The organism is Pseudomonas sp. CFBP 5748, from assembly GCF_053850495.1.
This window is the reverse complement of the sequence record NZ_JBSPTN010000011.1, coordinates 163,553-186,201: the sequence shown is the minus strand read 5'-3', so window position 1 is coordinate 186,201 and position 22,649 is coordinate 163,553. Positions and strand designations below refer to the sequence as shown.

Here is a 22,649-nt window from a genome sequence, read left to right as displayed (position 1 = left end):
GTCGACCGTTCGGCTTTTGCCATTCAACCGATTGCAGAGGATTGACGATGAACATGAATCCCCTACGCGCCGCCATCGCTGCCGCGCTGCTGAGTGTCGCCGTTGGCGCCACGGCCAAACCCCTGGTGGTTTGCACAGAAGCCAGCCCGGAAGGCTTCGACATGGTCCAGTACACGACTGCAGTCACTGCCGACGCCGTGGCAGAAACCATTTTCAACCGCCTGGCCGACTTCAAGCCCGGCACCACCGAAGTGATTCCGGCCCTGGCCGAATCCTGGGACATCAGTGACGATGGCCTGACGTACACCTTCCACCTGCGCAAGGGCGTCAAGTTCCACACCACCGACTACTTCAAGCCGACCCGCGACATGAACGCCGACGACGTGGTCTGGAGTTTCCAGCGCCAACTGGACCCGAATCACCCATGGCACAAACTGTCGAGCGTGGGTTTCCCCTACTTTGAAAGCATGGGCTTCAAAGAACTGCTCAAGAGCGTCGAGAAAGTCGACGAGCACACGGTCAAGTTCAGCCTGACCCGCCGCGAAGCGCCATTCCTGGCCGACATCGCCATGGCTTTCTCCTCGATCTACCCGGCCGAATACGCCGACCAGTTGCTCAAGGCCAATAAGGCCGGCGATCTCAACAGCAAACCAGTGGGCACCGGGCCGTTCGTCTTCCAGCGCTACAACAAGGATGCCCAGGTGCGCTTCAAGGCCAACCCGGACTACTTCCGTGGCAAGCCGCCAGCCGATGCCCTGGTGCTGGCGATCGCCACCGACAACAACGTGCGCATGCAAAAGCTCAAGACCAACGAGTGCCAGATCGCGCTGTATCCCAAACCCGACGACATCCCCAGCATCAAGAAAGACCCGAACCTGAAGGTCGCTGAACTGGACGCGATGACCGTCTCCTACACCGCGCTGAACACCAGCCACAAATACATGAGCGACGTGCGGGTGCGCAAAGCCATCGACCTGGCCTTCGACAAGGAAGCCTACGTCAACGCCCTGTTCGGCAAGGGCAACGCCACCGTCGCGGTCAACCCGTATCCGCCAACCCTGCTGGGCTTCAACCACGACCTGAAGAACCCACCCCGCAACCTGGACAAGGCCCGTGAGTTGCTCAAGGAAGCCGGCGTACCGGAAGGCACCGTGTTCACCCTGTTCACCCGCAACGGCGGCGGCCCGACCAACCCCAACCCGATGCTCGGCGCGCAGATGATGCAGGCCGACCTGGCCAAGGTCGGGATCAAAGTCGACATCCGCGTGATGGAATGGGGCGAAATGCTCAAGCGCGCGAAAAACGGCGAGCACGATATGGTCTCCGCCGGATGGGCGGGCGATAACGGCGACCCGGATAACTTCCTGACGCCTATGCTCAGTTGCGAGGCCGCCAAGAACGGCGAAAACTACGCGCGCTGGTGCAACGAGAAATTCCAGGCGCTGATTGATCAGGCCCGCGCCACGGTGAACCCTGAGGAGCGTACCAAGCTCTATGAACAGGCCCAGGTGATTTTCAACCAGGACCAACCGTGGATCAGCATGGCCCACACCCGGATGTTCACGGCAATGCGCAACAACGTAGAGGGTTATGTGATTAGCCCGCTCACCACCAATAACTTCGCCACCACCCAGGTGAAGTAGATAAGAAAACGCCCGGCATCCCTTACCCAAGGGCCGCCGGGCACGCCTAACCGGCTGATGAGGTACACCTGAAGATGTTTAGTTTTATTGCCCGCCGACTGGGATTATTGATCCCCACGTTCTTCGGCATCACCTTGCTGACTTTCGCGTTGATTCGCATGATCCCCGGCGACCCCGTGGAAGTGATGATGGGCGAACGTCGGGTCGATCCCGAAATGCATGCTCAGGCAATGGAACGCCTTGGCCTCAATAAACCGCTGTATGCCCAGTACCTGGACTACATCGGCAAACTGGCCCAGGGCGATCTCGGCGAATCGCTGCGTACCCGTGAAAGCGTATGGACCGAGTTCAGCTCTCTGTTTCCCGCGACCCTGGAACTGTCCATGGCCGCCCTGTTGTTCGCCGGTATCCTGGGCCTTTTGGCCGGGGTGATCGCGGCACTCAAGCGAGGATCCCTGTTCGACCATGGGGTGATGGGCATCTCCCTGGCGGGATACTCGATGCCGATCTTCTGGTGGGGCCTGATCCTGATCATGTTCTTCTCGGTGTCCCTGGGCTGGACCCCGGTGTCCGGGCGGATCGACCTGCTCTACGACATCGAGCCGCGGACCGGCTTCATGCTGATCGACACCCTGCTGGCCGATGAGCCGGGGGCGTTCCTCGACGCGCTGCATCACCTGATCCTGCCCGCCATCGTGTTGGGCACCATTCCGCTGGCGGTGATCGCCCGCATGACCCGCTCTTCGATGCTCGAAGTGCTGCGCGAAGACTACATCCGCACCGCCCGTGCCAAAGGCCTGTCGCCGTCGCGCGTGGTGTTCGTGCACGGCCTGCGCAACGCGTTGATCCCGGTGCTGACCGTGGTCGGCCTGCAAGTCGGCACCCTGCTGGCCGGTGCGGTCCTGACCGAAACGATCTTCTCCTGGCCGGGCATCGGCAAGTGGCTGATCGAAGCCATCGGCGCCCGGGACTATCCCGTGGTGCAGAACGGCATCCTGTTAATCGCCTGCCTGGTGATTCTGGTCAACTTCGTCGTGGACATCCTCTACGGCTTTGCCAACCCACGCATCCGTCACCAGCGCTGAGATCAAAACCATGAGTACTCCAACTACCGCGGTAGCAGTCGATCAAAGCCTGCTGTACCCATCCCCGTACAAAGAATTCTGGCACGCGTTTTCCCGCAACAAGGGCGCCGTGGCCGGGTTGATGTTCATGATCCTGGTGGTGTTCTGCGCGCTCTTCGCACCCTGGGTCGCCCCCCATGACCCGAGCGAGCAATACCGCGACTTCCTGCTGACGCCGCCGGCCTGGCTCGAAGGCGGGCAGCTCCAGTTCCTGCTGGGCACCGACGAACTGGGCCGCGATTTGCTCTCGCGCCTGATCCAGGGTTCGCGCCTGTCGCTGCTGATCGGCTTGTCGTCGGTGGTGATGTCGCTGATCCCGGGCATCCTGCTGGGGTTGTTCGCCGGGTTCTTCCCGCGCATCCTCGGCCCGACCATCATGCGCCTGATGGACATCATGCTGGCCCTGCCTTCGCTGCTGCTGGCCGTGGCGATTGTCGCCATCCTCGGCCCAGGCCTGATCAACACCGTGATCGCCATCGCCATCGTCTCGCTGCCGTCCTACGTGCGCCTGACCCGCGCCGCCGTGATGGGCGAGCTGAACCGCGACTACGTGACCGCCGCCCGCCTGGCCGGTGCCGGCCTGCCGCGCCTGATGTTCATCACCGTGCTGCCCAACTGCATGGCGCCGCTGATCGTGCAGGCGACCCTGAGCTTTTCCTCGGCGATCCTCGACGCCGCCGCCCTGGGCTTCCTCGGCCTGGGCGTCCAGCCGCCAACCCCGGAGTGGGGCACCATGCTGGCCTCTGCCCGCGACTACATCGAACGCGCCTGGTGGGTGGTGAGCCTGCCCGGTTTGACCATTTTGCTCAGCGTGCTGGCAATCAACCTGATGGGCGACGGTCTGCGCGATGCGCTGGACCCGAAACTCAAGAATGCCGCCTGAGGAGATTCCCATGTCACTGTTAGAAATCAAGAATCTCAACGTTCGCTTCGGCGACGCCACCGCCGTGCCGGTGGTCGACGGTCTGGACCTGACCGTGGAAAAAGGCGAAGTACTGGCCATCGTCGGCGAATCAGGCTCGGGTAAATCGGTGACCATGATGGCGCTGATGGGCCTGATCGAGCACCCCGGCATCGTCACCGCCGATGCGCTGAACTTCGACGGCAAGAACATGCTCAAGCTGAGCAACCGCCAACGTCGGCAGATCGTCGGCAAAGACCTGGCGATGGTCTTCCAGGACCCGATGACCGCGCTCAACCCCAGCTACACCGTGGGTTTCCAGATCGAAGAAGTGCTGCGCCTGCACCTGAAAATGTCCGGCAAGGCCGCCCGCAAGCGCGCCATCGAACTGCTGGAAAAAGTCGAGATCCCGGGCGCCGCCAGCCGCATGAACGCCTACCCGCACCAACTGTCCGGCGGTATGAGCCAGCGTGTGGCGATTGCCATGGCGATTGCCGGCGAGCCGAAACTGTTGATCGCCGACGAACCGACCACCGCCCTGGACGTGACCATCCAGGCGCAGATCATGGACCTGCTGCTGGCCCTGCAAAAAGAGCAGGACATGGGCCTGGTACTGATCACCCACGACCTCGCCGTGGTCGCTGAAACCGCCCAGCGCGTGTGCGTGATGTACGCCGGCCAAGCGGTGGAAGTGGGCAAGGTGCCCGAGCTGTTCGACATTCCCGCCCACCCGTACAGCGAAGCACTGCTGGCGGCGATTCCGGAGCACAGCATGGGCGCCGAGCGCCTGGCGACCTTGCCCGGCATCGTCCCCGGTCGCTATGACCGCCCGCAAGGTTGCCTGCTGTCGCCGCGCTGCCCGTACGTGCAGGATAACTGCCGCCAGCAACGCCCGGCCCTTGACCCGAAATCCAACAGCCTCGCCCGCTGCTTCTACCCGTTGAACCAGGAGGTGGCGTGATGGCCGTCGTACTTACCGCCCGTGACCTGACCCGTCACTACGAAGTGTCCCGCGGCATGTTCAAGGGCCATGCGATCGTGCGCGCCCTCAATGGCGTGTCGTTCGAACTGGAGGCCGGCAAGACCCTGGCCGTGGTCGGTGAATCCGGTTGCGGCAAATCCACCCTCGCCCGGGCCCTGACGCTGATCGAGGAACCGTCCACCGGCTCCTTGAAAATCGCCGGCCAGGAAGTGACCGGCGCCAACAAAGCCGAACGCAAGCAATTGCGCAAAGACGTGCAGATGGTGTTCCAGAGCCCGTACGCATCCCTCAACCCACGGCAGAAAGTCGGTGATCAACTGGCCGAGCCGTTGCTGATCAACACCAACCTGTCGGCCACCGAGCGGCGGGAAAAAGTCCAGGCGATGATGAAACAGGTGGGCCTGCGCCCCGAGCATTACCAGCGCTACCCGCACATGTTCTCCGGCGGCCAGCGCCAGCGCATCGCCCTGGCCCGCGCCATGATGCTGCAACCCAAGGTGCTGGTGGCGGACGAGCCGACGTCGGCGCTGGACGTGTCGATCCAGGCCCAGGTGCTGAACCTGTTCATGGACTTGCAGGAGGAATTCAACACCGCCTACGTGTTCATTTCCCACAACCTGGCGGTGGTGCAACACGTGGCCGACGACGTGATGGTGATGTACCTCGGTCGCCCGGTGGAAATGGGCCCCAACGAGTCGATCTACAGCCGCCCGCTGCACCCGTACACCCAGGCGCTGCTGTCGGCCACCCCGACCATCCACCCGGACCCGAACAAGCCGAAGATCAAGATCGTCGGCGAACTGCCCAACCCGCTCAACCCACCGTCCGGCTGCGCCTTCCACAAGCGCTGCCCGTACGCCACCGAGCGCTGCCAGAGCGAAGAACCAGCCCTGCGCTTGCTGGACAACCGGCAGGTGGCGTGTCACTACGCCGAGCAGTTCCTCGAAGGCGCGGCATAAGGCAATGTACGAGGGAGCTTGCTCCCGCCGGGCCTGTAGGAGCTGTCGAGTGCAACGAGGCTGCGATCTTTCCCCTGCCACTTGAATCTCAAGCGAAAGATCAAAAGATCGCAGGCTTCGCCAGCGCCTACAGGTCCAGCGGGGCAAGTCCCTCGCCACGGGGGTAAGTCTTGGCCTTGGGTCATGCACCTGCATGAAAAACCCCTCCAGTCCCGACTGAGTATCAGTTGGGGCTGGAGGGGTTTTCTTTAGGTCAGAAATCTACGTCTGGCTATCGCCCTCTGCATCCTCGTCATCATCCGGGGTGTCGACCGGCGAACCATCATCATCCTCGCCATCATCCGGATCACCTGCGTCCGCATCGGTCGCGGCAAGCATCAACTCACCCTGAACCACCGAGCCACTCGACGCGTGCTTCTCGTGCTCATCGCATTCGGCCCACGCAGCCGTGGAGCCGAGGGATAGCATCACCAACACCTTTAGCAAAAACATCATGCGTAGCAGCTTATTCATAGCCATTTCCTTCTTTTCCGGATAAAGCCGGGGCCTGGCGGCGCTCAAGAAAATCTAGTTCTGAACAGGCCGGTTCACCAGATAGGACGCTCGATAACCGCTAGAAATGCCGCAACGCGACAGATTGGTTTCGAATAAGTGTTATCTCCAAACCAACTAACACCCAACATTCAATGTGGGAGCGGGCTTGCTCGCGAAGAGGCCGACACATCCAACATCCAGGCAAGCTGGCACACCGATTTCGCGAGCAAGCTTTGCTCCCACAGGTTGGGGCCCCATGACATGGGTGTTAAGACCCGCCCCCTTCACGACAGGCATTGAGCCTTACAGACAAATACCCAGTAACAAGGAGCGTTCATCCTGAGGCTACGTCGCCTTGCGCCTTTGCCTACAACTAAGCCAGAATCCGCCCGCTTGTGCGCCTTGGGGCGGGACTCTATGGTTACCTCGTCGCTGAAAATCAGCGGTCGGGTTTAGCAGCCTGAATCCCTAAACGCACAGTGCTCCACATTGTTGAGCAGGTCTTTATGCCTGCCATGTAATGGCGGTTGTGCGTGGGAGACCTTCGGGTCTGCCGGCTTCTAGGGGTCCGGTCTGCTAACCCGCGTACAGTCGCCACCCTCTTCGTTTAGCAGCGATGTCTGGCGGCTCCATTACCCCTAGGAGCGTCATCAATGTTCAAAGCCACACCCAATCCCCCAGAATCGGACCCCACCTCTTCCTACTCAAGCCTCGATCCAGAGAAATTCCACGAAGCCACTGAGCGGGCGCTCGATTATTACTTGAAGCCGGAACAGGCCAAAGCCAAGAAAGCTCCATCAGCAGGTCAGTTCTTCACTGTCGTGGAGGGCATCGACAGCGAAAGCCTGCTCGCCAACCTCAGCGAAAACCTGGCCTCGGCCAACGCCATGATCAGCGACTTGGCGTTCGATCTTGAAGGTTCTCGTCGACATGTTGCTCTGGGTATCCAGCAAGTGATTGAGTTGAGCGAGCTGTTGGCGAATCGGGCACTGGATATCGCCGATCCACGCTAGCAACTCGCCCCAAACCGAAAGGGCTGGCCGGCACTGGTAGACACCTCGACCACAAGGCCGCCAGCTCGGCAGCCCTACGACATCGCGAGCAGGCGCCCTTATTTAGTTGGCGCGTACAGGAAAGATTCGCGTGCAATACAGCCGCCTGGAGGGCGGAACATGAAGCGTGTGGATAACATTTAGAACTGCGCTTTTTAAACATGCTGACGACTCACAGCCAGAAATTATTCGATTATTTCAGAACCCCAAATACTGGAGTTACGTAAAAGAGCACTAGGGCACACAATCAGCCTGATGCTTTAACTTCGAGGAAGACTGGCTATAACTATTTTCCTGATCTCAAAAATCGTGGTCTGTTGGGCGAGGACAGCGCTTTCGGCTTCAAATACCGTACGTACAGTATCGCCTGCTAGTTCAGTAGCGACACGATCGCCGCAGTAAAATATCTGGACGCGCGTACCGTCTGAGTTTTTGTTTTGAAGACATGTCGCTCACCGCAACATTGAGACTTGAGCGGATATATAGCCTAGTTATCCACCTTCAGCCACTAGCTGAACTGTTAGGTTCTGTACGAAATCCACTGAAGCTCTGATACTCATAACATGCATCGCCACCCATGCCAGAAGTGCCCAATGGCAAGAAGGGCAGCATGCTTCCTGTTGCCGGATGATTGGGGGGATTGAAATGACTTTTTCACACCCCCAAAAAAACGCGGCTTTCGCCGCGAGGTCTCCGGTTTACACACCGCTATCGCGAGCAAGCTCGCTCTCACAGGGTTTTGACCATCCCTTACGACAACAGAGTGCCTGCCTGCGCTATGGTAGGCCGATATTCGCAACATACTGATCTTGAATTGCCCCTCTAATCTTACTAATCTTGCTCTCTATATTTCTAACATCCCATCTCAAGTCCGTTACAAGGCCGCTATGGGGGTTGTCATGATTGTGCCTACCTCCAACCCTTTTATATTTTTTTTCGGCTTTCGAAAGAAGATCTTCAGCATTCTCTAACGCACTCTCAAGCACCTTAACTTCCGGACTAACCGACATGGCTTCGTTTACTGCTTGTCGGAGAGCATAGGCCTCTTCCGCTCTTAGTTCATTGAGCCGCCTTGCGACCTGTATTTTTTCTCGTCTAAAATTATCCCGAGCAATCACCTTTTTGTTATGTCCCTGCGCCTTTTCAAAAATTTTTTCCTTCGTAACATTACCGCCTTTTTTGCGATAGACCCCCGTTAATGTAAAGGGATCGTCAGGATGCAATCTTGTATGAAGTTTGATTTTGGTTTCGCTGTCCGTCACTATGGCATATTGACCAACTGTCCACCTCTCTGGACCCTTCCGCCAAAACATATTTGCTATACCCTTGAAGGGTGACATCCAGGAATGCCCAAACGGATCCGTTCTATTAACCGGATCGCCCGCACAATACGCATAGGCATTAATACCCCCGTCGCCAAATGGGCTTCGGTTGTCCGGGCTATTAAAGCGCATCAGCACCGTATTAAAAGCGCGGTAACCATTGCCCAACAAATAGAAACCACTGTTTTTATCGGGACGCTCCCCATTAAAGCCCAACACCCGCTGCGAGGATTTGTCGACAGGGCTGTGGCCGAACGCGGTATATGCCGTGGTTTCAGGCTCTGCCTCGTTCGCCCTCAGGCTGAGAAGGGTCGAGCGTTTGTCATCGTGGGCGATCAACGTGGTTTCCTGGCCGCCCTCGTTCGTGGTCTGTTGGGCGAGGACAGCGCTTTCGGCTTCAAATACCGTACGTACAGTATCGCCCGCTAGTTCAGTAGCGACACGATCGCCGCAGTAAAATATCTGGACGCGCGTACCGTCTGAGTGTTTGGTGTGTGTGTGCCGGTCAAGCGGGTCATAGCTATAGACAACCTGAACACCTTGTTCTTTTAAAGACATGTCGCTCACCGCAACATTGAAACTTGACCGGATATATAGCCTAGTTATCCACCTTCAACCACTAACAGAACTGTTAGGTTCTGCAGGAAATCCATCGCAGTTCTGATACCCATAACATGCATCGCCACCCATGCCAGAAGTGCCCGATAGCAAGAAGGGCAACATGCTTCCTGTTGCCGGATGATTGGGGGGATTGAAATGACTTTTTCGCCCACCAAAAAAAACCGCGGCTTTCGCCGCGGGATTTTCGGTTTTAACACATGTTTAGTGATGCTCACGGGTCGCGCGGAATTTCACATCCGGCCAGCGCTCTTCCATCAGCGCCAGGTTGACCCGGGTCGGGGCCAGGTAGGTCAGGTGACCGCCGCCGTCCAACGCGAGGTTTTCCACGGCCTTGTTGGAAAACTCCTCGAGTTTCTTCTTGTCGCCACATTCCACCCAACGCGCGGAGTACACGGTGATCGGCTCGTAGGAGCACTCGACCTTGTATTCCTCTTTCAAGCGGCTGGCGACCACGTCGAACTGCAGCACACCGACGGCGCCGAGGATGATGTCGTTGCTGCGTTCCGGGAAGAACACCTGGGTGGCGCCTTCTTCGGCCAGTTGCTGGAGGCCCTGGCGCAGTTGCTTGGACTTGAGCGGGTCTTTCAGGCGCACGCGGCGGAACAGTTCTGGGGCGAAGTGCGGGATGCCGGTGAAGCTCAGGGTCTCGCCTTCGGTAAAGGTGTCGCCGATCTGGATGGTGCCGTGGTTATGCAAACCGATGATGTCGCCAGCGAAGGCCTCTTCCAGTTGCTCGCGTTCCGAGGAGAAGAAGGTCAGGGCGTCGCCGATGCGCACGTCCTTGCCGGTGCGCACGTGGCGCATCTTCATGCCTTTTTCGTATTTGCCTGAGCAGATGCGCATGAAGGCGATGCGGTCGCGGTGCTTGGGGTCCATGTTCGCCTGGATCTTGAACACGAAGCCTGCGAACTTCTCTTCCACCGGCTCCACGGTGCGCTCATTGGCGACGCGGGCCAGCGGGCGCGGGGCCCAATCGACCACGGCATCGAGCACATGGTCGACACCGAAGTTGCCCAGGGCGGTACCGAAGAACACCGGAGTCAGTTGGCCGTCGAGGAATTCCTGCTGATTGAACTCATGGCAGGCGCCCTGCACCAGTTCCAGTTGTTCGACGAAACGGTCGTACTCGTCGCCCAGGTGTGCGCGGGCCTCGTCGGAGTCGAGCTTCTCGATGATTTTGACGTCGGTGCGCTCATGCCCGTGACCGGCGGTGTAGACGATGATGTAGTCGTCGGCCAGGTGGTACACGCCCTTGAAGTCGCGGTAGCAACCGATCGGCCAGGTGATCGGCGCCGCCTTGATCTTCAGGACCGCTTCAATCTCGTCGAGCAGTTCGATCGGGTCGCGAATGTCGCGGTCGAGTTTGTTGATGAAGCTGACAATCGGCGTGTCCCGCAGACGGCAGACGTCCATCAGCGCGATGGTCCGTGGTTCGACGCCTTTACCGCCGTCGAGAACCATCAGCGCCGAGTCCACCGCCGTCAGGGTGCGGTAGGTGTCTTCGGAGAAGTCTTCGTGGCCCGGGGTGTCGAGCAGGTTGATCATGTGATCGCGATACGGGAACTGCATGACCGACGTGGTAATGGAAATACCCCGTTGTTTTTCCATTTCCATCCAGTCGGAGGTGGCATGGCGGTCGGACTTGCGAGATTTCACCGTGCCGGCGACCGCAATCGCCTTGCCCATCAGCAAGAGCTTCTCGGTGATGGTGGTCTTACCGGCATCGGGGTGGGAAATAATGGCGAAAGTGCGGCGTTTCGCGACTTCGGCGGCCTGTTTGGTCATGGGAAATCGCCTGGCAGGTGATTCAAAAAAGGGCGGCGATTATAGCTCAACTTGCGCCAGGAACCGAACCGTTGAGCACATCCAGGGTGGCCAGATCTTCCCTGGCATGGGAACCTTTTGCCGCGTGGAGGCGTCCACCCCCCTGTTACGGCTATTCGTCAGGGTCTGAAAAATCAGCAAGTTAGCCTGACGAGGCTGCGCTCATGGCTCGATTTGGCTGCCGTTTTACCGGCATTCAAAGAGCTGCTTCTCGCGAACGTTTTCCCGGCAACCAGTGATGGTTCGCCGCCCGGGAAAGCGTGCGCCGACTGAAAGACAAAGGAGTCCGCCTGTGGCTATCCGCTATGGCAAAGGGCTTATCGGGGGGGCGGTCGTCGTCGCTCTCCTGGCCCTGTTGGTCCACTGGATCGGCATCGATACGATCCAACGCTACCACGACGACCTACTGTTCTACCTGCAAGCGCACCTGATGCTTGTATTGGCCTCCATGCTGGCGGCCCTGATTGTTGGCATCCCCGCCGGCATCGCCTTAAGCCGCCCCAGCCTGGTCGGGCGCGCCGAACGCTTCATGCAAGTGTTCAACATCGGTAACACCGTACCGCCCCTGGCCGTACTGGCCATCGCCCTGGGCATCCTGGGCATTGGCAGCGGGCCGGCCATCTTTGCGCTGTTCCTGGCCTCGCTGTTGCCCATCGTGCGCAACACCTATGAAGGTCTGAAAAACGTCCAGGGCTCCCTCAAGGAAGCCGCCGTCGGCATCGGCATGACCCCGCGCCAGGTGCTGTGGAAAGTCGAGTTGCCCAATGCCGTGCCGATCATCATCGGCGGCGTGCGGGTGGCGCTGGCGATCAACGTCGGCACCGCGCCGCTGGCATTCCTGATCGGCGCCAACAGCCTCGGCAGCCTGATCTTCCCCGGCATTGCCTTGAACAATCAGCCGCAGCTGCTGCTCGGCGCGGCCTGCACCGCCTTGCTGGCGTTGCTGCTCGACGGTTTGGTGACACTGGCCAGCCGCCTCTGGCTGGAACGCGGTCTGCGCCCGTCATAAGCCTGGCCGGATAAAGGAATCGTTTATGAAGAAGTTGAGCTTGATACTGGGCTGTGTCCTGCTGTTCGCAGGATTCGCCCAAGCCGCTGAAAAGCCCCTGATCCGCCTCGGCGCCCGGGTGTTCACCGAACAGACGCTGCTCGCGGAAATCACCGCGCAATACCTGCGCAGCAAGGGCTACGACGCGCAGATCACCGGTGGCCTGGGCAGCAACCTGGCCCGCAGTGCCCATGAAACCGGGCAATTGGACATGCTGTGGGAATACACCGGCGTGTCGCTGGTGGCCTACAACCATGTCACCGAGAAACTCGACAGCGCCCAGTCCTACGCCCGGGTGAAAGAACTCGACGCGAAAAAAGGCCTGGTCTGGCTGGCCCCGTCGAAATTCAGCAACACCTACGCCCTGGCACTGCCGGAGAAAGTCGCTCGCCAATACCCGCAGATCAACAGCATCAGCCAGTTGAACACGGTGCTGCAGGCCGAAGCCAACGACAATCACCTGGTGGCCCTGGACACCGAGTTCGCCAATCGTTCCGATGGCCTGGCGGGCATGGTCGAGCAGTACGGCATGAACCTGACCCGCAAGAATATCCGGCAGATGGATGCCGGCCTGGTCTATACCGCCCTGCGCAACGGCCAGGTGTTCGCCGGGCTGGTGTACACCACCGACGGCCGGCTGAACGCGTTCAAGCTGAAGTTGCTCGAAGACGACAAGCATTACTTCCCCGACTACACCGCCGCGCCGGTGGTGCGCCAGGCGTTCCTCGATGCGCACCCGCAACTGGCCGCGCAGCTCAAGCCCCTGGCCGAGCTGTTCGACGATGCAACCATGCGCCAGCTCAACGCCCGCGTGGACGTCAACCACGAAAGCCCTTCCACCGTTGCCGCCGATTTCCTGCGCCAGCATTCCCTGCTCTCAACCCAATGACCTGGAGGAAAAGCCATGGATTTTCTTGACGCCTTTTCCCATCTGGACTGGCCGCTGGTACTGCACCTGACCTGGCAGCACATCACCCTGGTGGGCATCGCCGTGACCCTGGCGATTGTGGTCGGTGTGCCGCTGGGCATCTTCATGACCCGCTTCCCGGCGCTCGCCGGCCCGTTGCAGGCCAGCGCCACGGTGCTGCTGACGATTCCGTCGATTGCGCTATTCGGCCTGCTGCTGCCGTTCTATTCCAAATTCGGCCAGGGCCTGGGGCCGATGCCGGCGATCACCGCGGTGTTTCTCTATTCCCTGCTGCCGATCATGCGCAACACCTACCTGGCCCTGACCGGCGTCGAACCGGGTATCCGTGAAGCCGCCCGGGGCATCGGCATGACCTTCGGCCAGCGCCTGCGCATGGTCGAACTGCCCATCGCCGTGCCGGTGATCCTGGCCGGCGTGCGCACTGCCGTGGTCATGAACATCGGTGTCATGACCATCGCCGCCACCATCGGTGCCGGTGGCCTGGGCGTGCTCATCCTCGCTTCCATCAGCCGCAGCGACATGTCGATGCTGATCGTCGGCGCCGTGCTGGTCAGTCTCCTGGCCATCTTCGCCGACCTGCTTCTGCAATGGCTGCAACGCTCGCTGACCCCAAAAGGACTCCTCAAATGATCGAACTTCAAAACCTCAGCAAAACCTTCAAGAGCAACGGCAAGGACGTCAAGGCCGTGGACTCGGTGAACCTGATCGTCAACGAAGGCGAGATCTGCGTGTTCCTCGGGCCGTCGGGCTGTGGCAAAAGCACTACGCTGAAGATGATCAATCGCCTGATCCCGCCCACCTCGGGCAAGGTATTGATCAATGGCGAGGACACCACCGGCCTGGACGAAGTGACCTTGCGCCGCAACATCGGCTATGTGATCCAGCAGATCGGCCTGTTCCCGAACATGACCATCGAGGAAAACATCACCGTGGTCCCGCGCCTGCTCGGCTGGGACAAGCAGAAATGCCACGACCGGGCCCGCGAATTGATGAGCATGATCAAGCTCGAACCCAAGCAGTACCTGCATCGCTACCCCCGGGAACTGTCGGGCGGCCAGCAGCAACGGATCGGCGTGATCCGCGCCCTGGCGGCCGATGCGCCGCTGCTGCTGATGGACGAACCTTTCGGCGCGGTGGACCCGATCAACCGCGAGATGATCCAGAACGAGTTTTTCGAGATGCAACGGGCGCTGAACAAGACCGTGATCATGGTCAGCCACGACATCGACGAAGCCATCAAGCTGGGCGACAAGATTGCGATCTTCCGCGCCGGCAAGTTGGTCCAGTGCGATCACCCGGATACCTTGCTGGCGCATCCGGCCGATGAGTTCGTCAGCAATTTCGTCGGTCAGGACAGCACGCTCAAGCGACTGCTGCTGGTCAAGGCCGAGGACGCGGCGGACAACGCCCCTTCGGTCAGCCCGGAAACACCCGTGGCCGAGGCACTGGAACTGATGGACGAACATGACCGGCGCTACGTGGTGGTCACCTGCGCCGAGAACAAGGCCCTGGGGTATGTGCGCCGTCGCGACCTGTACCGCCAGGCCGGTACCTGCGCGCAGTTCCTGCGCGAGTTCAACTCCACCGCGGCCTACGATGAACACCTGCGGATCCTGCTGTCGCGCATGTACGAATTCAACCGTTCGTGGCTGCCGGTGATGGACGCCGAGCGAGTGTTCCTTGGCGAAGTGACCCAGGAATCGATCGCCGAGTACCTGAGCTCTGGCAAATCCCGTGGGGGCAAGACCAGCATTGTTTCGCCGGCCGAAACCGCGTTGGCCTGACTGACGCCTTCGCGAGCAAGCCCGCTCCACATTAGATCTGCATCGACCGGCAATTTGTGGTTGAACACAGCCCAGTGTGGGAGCGGGCTTGCTCGCGAATGGGGCCGCACAAATACCCCTGAAACACCTCAAAAACAACTTCAACGGGAACATCAATCTGTCACGCCGGTCGGTTACATCATGAGCTGTCGCGGGCCGCACGACGGATGTGTGCAAAAACGCGACATTTTTAGTTGATCTCAGGCCCCTCACGCCCTAAAGTTCGCGCCGAACGTCCATGCTGGAAACGATCCATCCGGCTCAAGTACTGACGACGAGACAGCAAGGCCAAGGGAACCACGCATCCCATGGCCTTTTTGCTTTCGGCGACATGCCTTGGGAAGTAGGCGAACCAAAGTGGGGATACGGAGGACGTTCACGAGGGCTGCTTGCCCTCACACCCATTGATCCTGATGTTTGCCAGTAGGAGTCCCAAGTATGTCGATCCAGGTCGAAGATTATTTCGCGCGCGAAACCTTCCAGAAAATGAAAGCGTTCGCCGACAAGCAGGAAACCCCGTTCGTGGTGATCGACACCGCGATGATCTCCAAGGCCTATGACGACCTGCGCGCCGGTTTCGACTTCGCCAAGGTCTACTACGCCGTCAAGGCCAACCCGGCGGTGGAAATCATCGACCTGCTCAAGGATAAAGGCTCGAACTTCGACATCGCCTCGATCTATGAGCTGGATAAGGTCATGAGCCGTGGCGTAGGCCCGGATCAGATCAGCTACGGCAACACCATCAAGAAATCCCGCGACATCCGCTACTTCTACGAGAAGGGCGTGCGCCTGTATGCCACCGACTCCGAAGCCGACCTGCGCAACATCGCCAAGGCCGCACCGGGCTCGAAGGTCTATGTACGGATCCTCACCGAAGGCTCGACCACCGCTGACTGGCCACTGTCGCGCAAGTTCGGCTGCCAGACCGACATGGCCATGGACCTGCTGATCCTGGCCCGCGACCTGGGCCTGGTGCCGTACGGCATTTCGTTCCACGTTGGCTCGCAACAGCGCGACATCAGCGTCTGGGACGCGGCCATCGCCAAGGTCAAGGTGATCTTCGAACGCCTGAAAGAAGAAGACGGCATCGTCCTGAAGCTGATCAACATGGGCGGCGGCTTCCCGGCCAACTACATCACCCGCACCAACAGCCTGGAAACCTACGCCGAGGAAATCATCCGCTTCCTCAAGGAAGACTTCGGCGACGACCTGCCGGAAATCATCCTGGAGCCGGGCCGTTCGTTGATCGCCAACGCCGGCATTCTGGTCAGCGAAGTGGTGCTGGTGGCGCGTAAATCGCGTACCGCCGTCGAGCGTTGGGTGTACACCGATGTGGGCAAGTTCTCCGGCCTGATCGAAACCATGGACGAAGCCATCAAGTTCCCGATCTGGACCGAGAAGAAAGGCGAGATGGAAGAAGTGGTCATCGCCGGCCCGACTTGCGACAGCGCCGACATCATGTACGAAAACTACAAGTACGGTTTGCCGCTGAACCTGGCCATCGGTGACCGCCTGTACTGGCTGTCGACCGGTGCCTACACCACCAGCTACAGCGCCGTGGAATTCAATGGCTTCCCGCCGCTGAAATCGTTCTACGTGTAATGCGCTGATGGCTGGACCCGAAAGCCCGTGACGGTGTCACGGGCTTTTTTTGTGGGTGTTTATGAATGGTTCTCGATAACATGCGCGCCGTGATGAACAGTAATGACTCAAAGGCGGGCGACGTGTTGAAGAAAACCCTGTTCCAGTTGCACTGGTTTTTCGGCATCAGCGCCGGACTGGTCCTGGCGTTGATGGGCATTACCGGGGCCGTGGTGTCGTTCCAGGACGAGATCCTGCGGGCGCTGAACCCGCAAGTGCTGATGGTCGAGAAGCAACCCGCCGGGGTCCTGCCGCCCGCCGAGCTGGTGGAACAGATCGAGGCCGCCTCCGGCAAAACCGTCGCCATGCTCTGGGTCGAGACCGACAGCGGCAACGCCGCACGGGCGATTTTCGCCGCGCCGCCCGGGGAAAAACGCGGGCCCATGCGCTATTTCAACCCGTACAACGCTCAGTTCATGGGTGATGTGGTGGGCCAGGATTTCTTTGGCCTGATGCTCAGGTTGCACCGCGTCCTGACCCTGGATGAGGTGGGCCGGCAGATTACCGGTGCCTGCACGTTGATCCTGGTGTTTTTCTGCCTGTCCGGGCTGTACCTGCGCTGGCCGCGCCAGTGGAAAAGCTGGCGCGCCTGGCTGACCCTCGACTGGGCGAAGAAAGGTCGCAGCTTCAATTGGGACTTGCACTCGGTGGCCGGCACCTGGTGCCTGGTGTTCTATCTGCTGGCGGCCCTGACCGGGCTGACCTGGTCCTACGAGTGGTACAACAACGGCGTGATCCGCCTGCTCTCGGATTCACCCAAGGAAGAACGGGTGAGCAAGCGTGGTCCGGCGCCAGAAGGCCCGCCGCCGGTCGCCGATTACCGAGCGATGTGGAGCAGCATCTACAGCACCGCAGGCCCTGATCTTTCCTCCTACAACGTGCGCATGCCACCTGTGGCCGGGCAACCTGCCACAGTGTTCTACCTGCTGAAAAACTCACCCCATGACCGGGCGCTGAACCAGCTCCTCCTCGACCCGGTGACCGGCGTTATCAGCCAACACAGCCGCTACAGCGACAAGAGCCTCAAGGCGCAGTTGCTGACCAGTGTTTATGCCCTGCATGTCGGCAGTTATTTCGGCCTGGTCGGGCGGATCCTGGTGACGCTCGCCGCGCTGAGCATGCCGCTGTTCTTCATCACCGGCTGGTTGCTGTACCTGGACCGTCGCCGCAAGAAGCGCCAGGTCAAGCAGGCACGCCAGAAGCTGGCCACCAACCCAAGCGATGCGCCGGCATGGCTGATCGGCTTCGCCAGCCAGAGCGGTTTCGCCGAGCAACTGGCCTGGCAGACCGCCGGCCAACTCCAGGCCGCCGGATTGCCGGTGAAGGTCCAACCGCTGGCGGGCGTCAGTGAGCAGGACCTGAGCAGTGCCACCCATGCCCTGTTCGTCGTCAGCACCTTTGGCGATGGCGAAGGGCCGGACAGCGCCCGGGGTTTCGAGCGCAAAGTACTCGGCCGCGAGCTGAGCCTGGAGCACCTGCACTATGCGGTGCTGGGCCTGGGTGACCGCCAGTATGAAAACTTCTGCGGCTTCGCCCGGCGCCTGCACGCCTGGCTGGCGGAGCACGGCGGCAAGACCCTGTTCGCCCCGGTGGAAGTCGACAGCGGCGATCCTTATGCCTTGCGTCACTGGCAACAACAACTGGCCGAGCTGACCGGCCAAGCCCCGCTGAACACCTGGCAAGCGCCGAGCTTCGACAACTGGACGCTCAGCCAGCGCACCTTGCTCAACCCCGACAGCAGCGGCTCGGGCGTGTACCTGCTGGGCCTCACCGCCCCCACCCCGAGCAGTTGGCTGGCCGGTGATCTGGTGGAGGTCCTGCCGCGCAATGACCTGGGGGCCATCGAACATTTTCTCGATGGCCTGGGCATCGCCGGTATCGCTCGCGTGCAAGTCGATGGCTTGTCGCAACGCCTCGACCAGGCCTTGGCCACCCGCCAGCTACCGCAAAACCGCGCACACCTGGTAGGCCTGCATGCCCAGGCGCTGGTGGACGCGCTGGCGCCGTTGGCAATGCGCGAATACTCCATCGCCTCGATTCCGGCCGATGGCGTGCTGCAGCTGATCGTACGCCAGGAGCGTCACACCGACGGCAGCCTGGGCGTCGGTTCCGGCTGGCTCACCGAGCACGTACCACTGGGCGGCGCCATCAGCCTGCGGGTGCGCCGCAACAGTGGTTTCCATCTGCCGCCCCAGGGCGTGCCGATGATCCTGCTGGGCAACGGCACCGGTCTGGCCGGCCTGCGCAGCCTGCTCAAGGCCCGCGTCGCCGAAGGCATGCAGCGCAACTGGCTGGTGTTTGGCGAACGCAACCGCGAACACGACTTTCACTGCCGGGACGACCTGCAGGAATGGGTGACCTCCGGCGACCTGGAGCGCCTGGACCTGGCGTTTTCCCGGGATCAGCAACAGAAAATCTACGTCCAGGATCGCCTGCTGGAATCGGCAGCGCTGCTTAAGCAATGGCTCGCCGACGGCGCAGTGATCTATGTCTGCGGCAGCTTGCAGGGCATGGCCTCAGGGGTGGATCACGTGCTCAACATGGTACTGGGGCGCGAGGAAGTGGAACGGCTGATCGAGCAAGGGCGATATCGGCGGGATGTCTACTGACGGGCCCCACTCTTAAGTACCCCACCGTTCCCCTTGTGGGAGCAAAGCTTGCTCTCGATGGCGGACTGTCAGTCAGTAATTTATTGACAGATATACCGTCATCGCGAGCAAGCTTTGCTCCCACAGAAGCTCCTGACGCGACTGACATTCACACTGGCTGCAACTTCTTCTCGAATACGGCCACGCCTTCAAGATCCCGCAACACCACACTCATCTCCCCGCTCGGCCCGTCGATGTTCACCTCGCCAAAGAACTGATACCCGGCAAACGGCGAGGTGTTCTGGGCCGGTGGCGCTTTCTGGAACACCACTTCGGGGCCGAAGGTCTTGTCCAGCGTATTGGGGCCGAAGCTGCCGGCATTCAGCGGCCCGGCGACGAACTCCCAGAACGGTTCAAAATCCTGGAACGCGGCCTGTTCCGGGTGGTAGTGATGGGCCGCGCAATAATGGACATCGGCGGTGAGCCAGACGTAATTGCGCACCTGATGTTTGCGCAGGTAGCCAAGCAGCTCGGCGATCTCCAGTTCGCGCCCCTGGGCCGCCCCCGGGTCACCGTTGGCGACCGCTTCCCAGCGCGGCACACCAGGGCTGACCTCACCGTCGGGCACGCCCAGGCCAATGGGCATGTCCGCGGCGATGACCTTCCATTGGGCCCGGGAGTGCTTCAATTCGCGCTTGAGCCAATTCAACTGCTCCCGCCCCAGGAAGGGTTTGGCCGCGCCGAGGTTGGCGTCGTTGGCTTCACGGTAGCTGCGCATGTCCAGCACGAATACATCCAGCATCGGCCCGTAACCGAGCTTGCGGTAGATCCGCCCGCCGCCGTCGGCCTTGTGCAAGCGCATTGGCGCGTATTCCAGCCAGGCCTGGCGCGCCCGGCCAACGAGGCTGTGGATATCCTTGCTCTGGTAGCGCTCGTCCAGTTGTTTGCCCGGCGACCAGTTGTTGACCACCTCGTGATCGTCCCATTGCCAGATCTGCGGCACTTCGGCATTGAAGCGGCGCACGTTTTCATCCATCAGGTTGTAGCGGTAGTTGCCACGATACTCATCCAGGGTCTCGGCGACTTTGCTCTTGGCTTCGGTAGTGAGGTTGCGCCAGACGCGACCGCCCTCGGTGGTGATCTGCGCCGGCACCGGGCCGTCGGCGTAGATGGTGTCACCGCTGTGGATAAAAAAGTCCGGCAGGCGCAGGCGCATGGCTTCATAGATGCGCATGCCGCCGATGTCCGGGTTGATCCCAAAGCCCTGGCCGACGGTGTCGCCGCTCCAGACAAAACGGATGTTGCGCTTGAACTGCGGCACGCTGCGCAGGTGACCGAGCCAGGGCTCACTGGCAACGCCGCTCTGGGCGTCTTCGAAATGCACGCGGTAGAAAATCGCCTGATCAGGCGGCAGGCCAGTGAGTTCGACCCGGGCGGTGAAATCGCTGCGTGAGTCGGCCAGTGACGAGACGAAGCGGCGCGGATTGCTGAATTTGCTGCGGGTGTCCCACTCCACCACCATCCGCGCCGGGCGGTCGCTGCGGCTCCAGATCATCGCCCGGTCGCCCTGCAAATCGCCCGATTGCACACCCTCGGTGAGCACCGGGCGATCCTTGACCGAAGCCATCACCGCCGGCGCCAGCCCCGGCAACAACAACCCCGCCCCCACAGCCTGCATCACACGGCGACGGCCCAGGTCGAATTCGCTCATGGTGCTCTCCCTTAAATGGGGAGACTTAAGCATGGCAGTGTTAATCGGGTGTGACAGGGATCTCGTGAACACCCAAAACCACTGTGGGAGCCGAGCTTGCTCGCGATAGCGGTGGGTCAGCCGACAAAAATGTGGACTGACACTCCGCTATCGCGAGCAAGCTCGCTCCCACAGGGGGATTTCATTGCGTCAAAGGATGTGATCAGGCCTTCGCCGGCTCCAACGCCATCTCCACCACCTCAGGCCGCTTGAGCAGCGCATACGTCACCGCCGTCAGCAGACTCCCCGCCACGATCGCCAGCAGATACAACAACGCATGGTTGATGGCGTTGGGGATCAGCATCACGAACAGCCCGCCGTGGGGAGCCATGAGTTTGCAGCCGAAGTACATCGACAGCGCACCGGCCAGCGCGCCGCCGGCGATGCTGGCCGGGATCACCCGCAGCGGGTCCTTGGCGGCGAACGGAATCGCCCCTTCGGAAATGAAGCACAGCCCCAGCACCAGCGCGGCTTTACCGGCCTCGCGCTCGGTCTGGGCGAACTTGCGCCGGGCGATGAAAGTGGCAATACCCAGGCCAATCGGCGGCACCATGCCGGCGGCCATGGTCGCGGCCATCGGGGCATAACTTTGCGAAGCCAGCAGCCCCACCGAAAACGCATAGGCAGCCTTGTTGATCGGCCCGCCGAGGTCGACGCACATCATCGCCCCCAGCAGCACGCCCAGCAGAATCGCGTTGGTGGTGCCCATGCTGTCGAGGAAGTGGGTCAGCGCCTCGAGCATGCCCGCCACCGGTTTACCGACGATGTAGATCATCACCAGCCCGGTGAACAGGCTCGCCAGCAGCGGAATGATCAGGATCGGCTTGAGCGCTTCCAGGCTCTGGGGCAGGCGCGCATAACGGCTGATCGCCTTGGCCGCATACCCGGCCAGGAAACCGGCAATGATCCCGCCGATGAACCCGGCGCCCAAGGTGCTCGCGAGCATCCCGCCAATCATCCCCGGCGCCAGGCCCGGACGGTCAGCGATGGAATAGGCGATGTAACCGGCCAGCAACGGCACCATCAATTTGAACGCGGTGTCGCCGCCGATCTGCATCAGCGCCGCCGCCAACGTGCCGGGCTCCTTGAACGCGGTGATGCCGAACACGAACGACAGGGCAATCAACAGACCACCGGCCACCACCATCGGCAGCATGAACGACACGCCGGTCAACAAGTGTTTATAGACACCGGTCTTTTCCGCCTTGGCCGGGCCTGTGGCACCGCTCGCGGCGCTTTCCTGGCGGCCTTCGACCAACGCCTTGTTCAGTGTCGCTTCGGCCTGTTTCAAGGCGATGCCGGTACTGCAGCGATAGATCTTCTTGCCGGCAAAACGCTCGGTGGCGACTTCGATGTCGGTGGCCAGCAGCACCACGTCCGCCTCAGCGATGGCCTCGGGGCTCAACGGGTTGCGTGCGCCCACCGAGCCCTGGGTTTCCACTTGCAAGTCGTAACCGAGCTTCTTCGCCGCCTGCTGCAACGCCTCGGCAGCCATGAAGGTATGGGCAACGCCGGTTGGGCAAGCGGTGATGGCAACCAGACGCGGAGCACGTTCAGCCGATACCGCCGGAGCCTCTTCCAGTACGTCCGACTCGACAAAAACCTTGGCCTCTTCGGCGCCGCGACGCAGCACCGAATCGACATCTTGCAGGGCCTGGGCTGGGGTGCTGCGGAACAGGCGCTTGCCGACGAAACGCGACATATCCACCGGGCCGCTGGCAACCAGTAACACCCACTCGGCCGCTTCAAGGGTCGCCGCCGACAACTGGCGTTCCGGGTGAGCCGCGTCGTGCACTTCAACGCTGGTGCTCCAACCCTGGCGCTGAGCCGCCGCGTCCAGCAGACGGGCGCACAACACACTGGTGACCATGCCGTTCGGGCAGGCCGTCACAATGGCTAATTTCATTCT

At 60.8% G+C, this 22,649-nt stretch carries 17 protein-coding genes; 12 read left to right on the top strand and 5 right to left on the bottom strand.

Annotation, left to right across the window (positions count from 1 at the left end; genetic code table 11):
- Nucleotides 1-47: 47 nt before the first annotated feature.
- The 5 genes from ACWNZ1_RS23155 to ACWNZ1_RS23135 all read left to right on the top strand — a co-directional run bounded on the left by ACWNZ1_RS23155 (nt 48) and on the right by ACWNZ1_RS23135 (nt 5,609).
- On the top strand, nt 48-1,643 hold the full coding sequence (locus ACWNZ1_RS23155; RefSeq protein ID WP_135843671.1) for an ABC transporter substrate-binding protein: 1,596 nt from the start codon (nt 48-50) through the stop codon (nt 1,641-1,643).
- 74 nt (nt 1,644-1,717) lie between these two features.
- The gene (locus tag ACWNZ1_RS23150; protein WP_135843670.1) at nt 1,718-2,728 is read left to right on the top strand and encodes an ABC transporter permease subunit; all 1,011 of its coding nucleotides are present in this window, start codon (nt 1,718-1,720) and stop codon (nt 2,726-2,728) included.
- Between the two features lie 10 nt (nt 2,729-2,738).
- Complete coding sequence (locus tag ACWNZ1_RS23145; RefSeq protein WP_135843669.1) at nt 2,739-3,650, top strand: ABC transporter permease subunit; 912 nt, start codon at nt 2,739-2,741, stop codon at nt 3,648-3,650.
- A 10-nt stretch (nt 3,651-3,660) separates the two neighbouring features.
- Nucleotides 3,661-4,629: an ABC transporter ATP-binding protein gene (locus ACWNZ1_RS23140; protein ID WP_135843668.1), complete on the top strand. Its 969-nt coding sequence runs from the start codon at nt 3,661-3,663 to the stop codon at nt 4,627-4,629.
- Nucleotides 4,629-5,609, top strand: coding sequence for a peptide ABC transporter ATP-binding protein (locus ACWNZ1_RS23135; RefSeq protein WP_135843667.1), 981 nt, complete (start codon nt 4,629-4,631; stop codon nt 5,607-5,609). Before ACWNZ1_RS23140 ends, ACWNZ1_RS23135 begins: the two co-directional genes overlap by 1 nt.
- Nucleotides 5,610-5,870: 261 nt before the next feature.
- On the opposite strand, the gene ACWNZ1_RS23130 is transcribed toward ACWNZ1_RS23135, so the two are convergent.
- A complete protein-coding gene (locus ACWNZ1_RS23130; protein WP_135843666.1) occupies nt 5,871-6,122 on the bottom strand; it encodes a hypothetical protein in 252 nt (83 codons plus the stop codon).
- A gap of 674 nt (nt 6,123-6,796) precedes the next feature.
- On the opposite strand from ACWNZ1_RS23130, the gene ACWNZ1_RS23125 reads away from it, so the two are divergent.
- A complete protein-coding gene (locus tag ACWNZ1_RS23125; protein WP_135843665.1) occupies nt 6,797-7,156 on the top strand; it encodes a DUF6124 family protein in 360 nt (119 codons plus the stop codon).
- A gap of 815 nt (nt 7,157-7,971) precedes the next feature.
- Here ACWNZ1_RS23125 and ACWNZ1_RS23120 read toward each other — a convergent pair.
- Nucleotides 7,972-9,075: an RHS repeat-associated core domain-containing protein gene (locus ACWNZ1_RS23120; RefSeq protein ID WP_265072699.1), complete on the bottom strand. Its 1,104-nt coding sequence runs from the start codon at nt 9,073-9,075 to the stop codon at nt 7,972-7,974.
- Nucleotides 9,076-9,339: 264 nt separating this feature from the next.
- On the bottom strand, nt 9,340-10,923 hold the full coding sequence (locus tag ACWNZ1_RS23115; RefSeq protein WP_135843663.1) for a peptide chain release factor 3: 1,584 nt from the start codon (nt 10,921-10,923) through the stop codon (nt 9,340-9,342).
- Nucleotides 10,924-11,254: 331 nt separating this feature from the next.
- Here ACWNZ1_RS23115 and ACWNZ1_RS23110 point away from each other — a divergent pair, with 331 nt between their 5' ends.
- From ACWNZ1_RS23110 to ACWNZ1_RS23085, 6 genes are all read left to right on the top strand, one after another.
- Nucleotides 11,255-11,971, top strand: a complete 717-nt coding sequence (locus tag ACWNZ1_RS23110; RefSeq protein ID WP_134922816.1) for an ABC transporter permease — start codon at nt 11,255-11,257, stop codon at nt 11,969-11,971.
- Between the two features lie 25 nt (nt 11,972-11,996).
- Nucleotides 11,997-12,899, top strand: a complete 903-nt coding sequence (locus ACWNZ1_RS23105) for a glycine betaine ABC transporter substrate-binding protein (protein ID WP_092464705.1) — start codon at nt 11,997-11,999, stop codon at nt 12,897-12,899.
- 15 nt (nt 12,900-12,914) lie between these two features.
- Entirely contained in the window at nt 12,915-13,568 is a 654-nt protein-coding gene (locus ACWNZ1_RS23100) for an ABC transporter permease (RefSeq protein ID WP_003197757.1), read from the top strand.
- Nucleotides 13,565-14,722: an osmoprotectant ABC transporter ATP-binding protein OsmV gene (locus ACWNZ1_RS23095; RefSeq protein ID WP_135843661.1), complete on the top strand. Its 1,158-nt coding sequence runs from the start codon at nt 13,565-13,567 to the stop codon at nt 14,720-14,722. Before ACWNZ1_RS23100 ends, ACWNZ1_RS23095 begins: the two co-directional genes overlap by 4 nt.
- 477 nt (nt 14,723-15,199) lie before the next feature.
- Nucleotides 15,200-16,363, top strand: a complete 1,164-nt coding sequence (locus ACWNZ1_RS23090; protein WP_025211808.1) for a type III PLP-dependent enzyme — start codon at nt 15,200-15,202, stop codon at nt 16,361-16,363.
- Between the two features lie 122 nt (nt 16,364-16,485).
- Nucleotides 16,486-19,011: a PepSY domain-containing protein gene (locus ACWNZ1_RS23085; protein WP_456027918.1), complete on the top strand. Its 2,526-nt coding sequence runs from the start codon at nt 16,486-16,488 to the stop codon at nt 19,009-19,011.
- Nucleotides 19,012-19,159: 148 nt separating this feature from the next.
- Here ACWNZ1_RS23085 and ACWNZ1_RS23080 read toward each other — a convergent pair whose 3' ends face one another.
- Nucleotides 19,160-20,701, bottom strand: coding sequence for an alkaline phosphatase D family protein (locus ACWNZ1_RS23080; protein ID WP_280944685.1), 1,542 nt, complete (start codon nt 20,699-20,701; stop codon nt 19,160-19,162).
- 202 nt (nt 20,702-20,903) lie between these two features.
- Nucleotides 20,904-22,646: a PTS fructose-like transporter subunit IIB gene (locus tag ACWNZ1_RS23075; RefSeq protein WP_256454259.1), complete on the bottom strand. Its 1,743-nt coding sequence runs from the start codon at nt 22,644-22,646 to the stop codon at nt 20,904-20,906.
- Nucleotides 22,647-22,649 lie beyond the last annotated feature (3 nt).

Excerpts from the sequence above, each read along its gene's own strand:
- ACWNZ1_RS23140 (WP_135843668.1), top strand. The coding sequence starts at position 3,661 with ATGTCACTGTTAGAAATCAAGAATCTCAACGTTCGCTTCGGCGACGCC.
- ACWNZ1_RS23130 (WP_135843666.1), bottom strand. The coding sequence starts at position 6,122 with ATGAATAAGCTGCTACGCATGATGTTTTTGCTAAAGGTGTTGGTGATG.
- ACWNZ1_RS23090 (WP_025211808.1), top strand. The coding sequence starts at position 15,200 with ATGTCGATCCAGGTCGAAGATTATTTCGCGCGCGAAACCTTCCAGAAA.
- ACWNZ1_RS23145 (WP_135843669.1), top strand. The coding sequence starts at position 2,739 with ATGAGTACTCCAACTACCGCGGTAGCAGTCGATCAAAGCCTGCTGTAC.
- ACWNZ1_RS23105 (WP_092464705.1), top strand. The coding sequence starts at position 11,997 with ATGAAGAAGTTGAGCTTGATACTGGGCTGTGTCCTGCTGTTCGCAGGA.
- ACWNZ1_RS23075 (WP_256454259.1), bottom strand. The coding sequence starts at position 22,646 with ATGAAATTAGCCATTGTGACGGCCTGCCCGAACGGCATGGTCACCAGT.
- ACWNZ1_RS23100 (WP_003197757.1), top strand. The coding sequence starts at position 12,915 with ATGGATTTTCTTGACGCCTTTTCCCATCTGGACTGGCCGCTGGTACTG.
- ACWNZ1_RS23095 (WP_135843661.1), top strand. The coding sequence starts at position 13,565 with ATGATCGAACTTCAAAACCTCAGCAAAACCTTCAAGAGCAACGGCAAG.
- ACWNZ1_RS23115 (WP_135843663.1), bottom strand. The coding sequence starts at position 10,923 with ATGACCAAACAGGCCGCCGAAGTCGCGAAACGCCGCACTTTCGCCATT.
- ACWNZ1_RS23080 (WP_280944685.1), bottom strand. The coding sequence starts at position 20,701 with ATGAGCGAATTCGACCTGGGCCGTCGCCGTGTGATGCAGGCTGTGGGG.
- ACWNZ1_RS23150 (WP_135843670.1), top strand. The coding sequence starts at position 1,718 with ATGTTTAGTTTTATTGCCCGCCGACTGGGATTATTGATCCCCACGTTC.
- ACWNZ1_RS23125 (WP_135843665.1), top strand. The coding sequence starts at position 6,797 with ATGTTCAAAGCCACACCCAATCCCCCAGAATCGGACCCCACCTCTTCC.
- ACWNZ1_RS23135 (WP_135843667.1), top strand. The coding sequence starts at position 4,629 with ATGGCCGTCGTACTTACCGCCCGTGACCTGACCCGTCACTACGAAGTG.
- ACWNZ1_RS23155 (WP_135843671.1), top strand. The coding sequence starts at position 48 with ATGAACATGAATCCCCTACGCGCCGCCATCGCTGCCGCGCTGCTGAGT.
- ACWNZ1_RS23120 (WP_265072699.1), bottom strand. The coding sequence starts at position 9,075 with ATGTCTTTAAAAGAACAAGGTGTTCAGGTTGTCTATAGCTATGACCCG.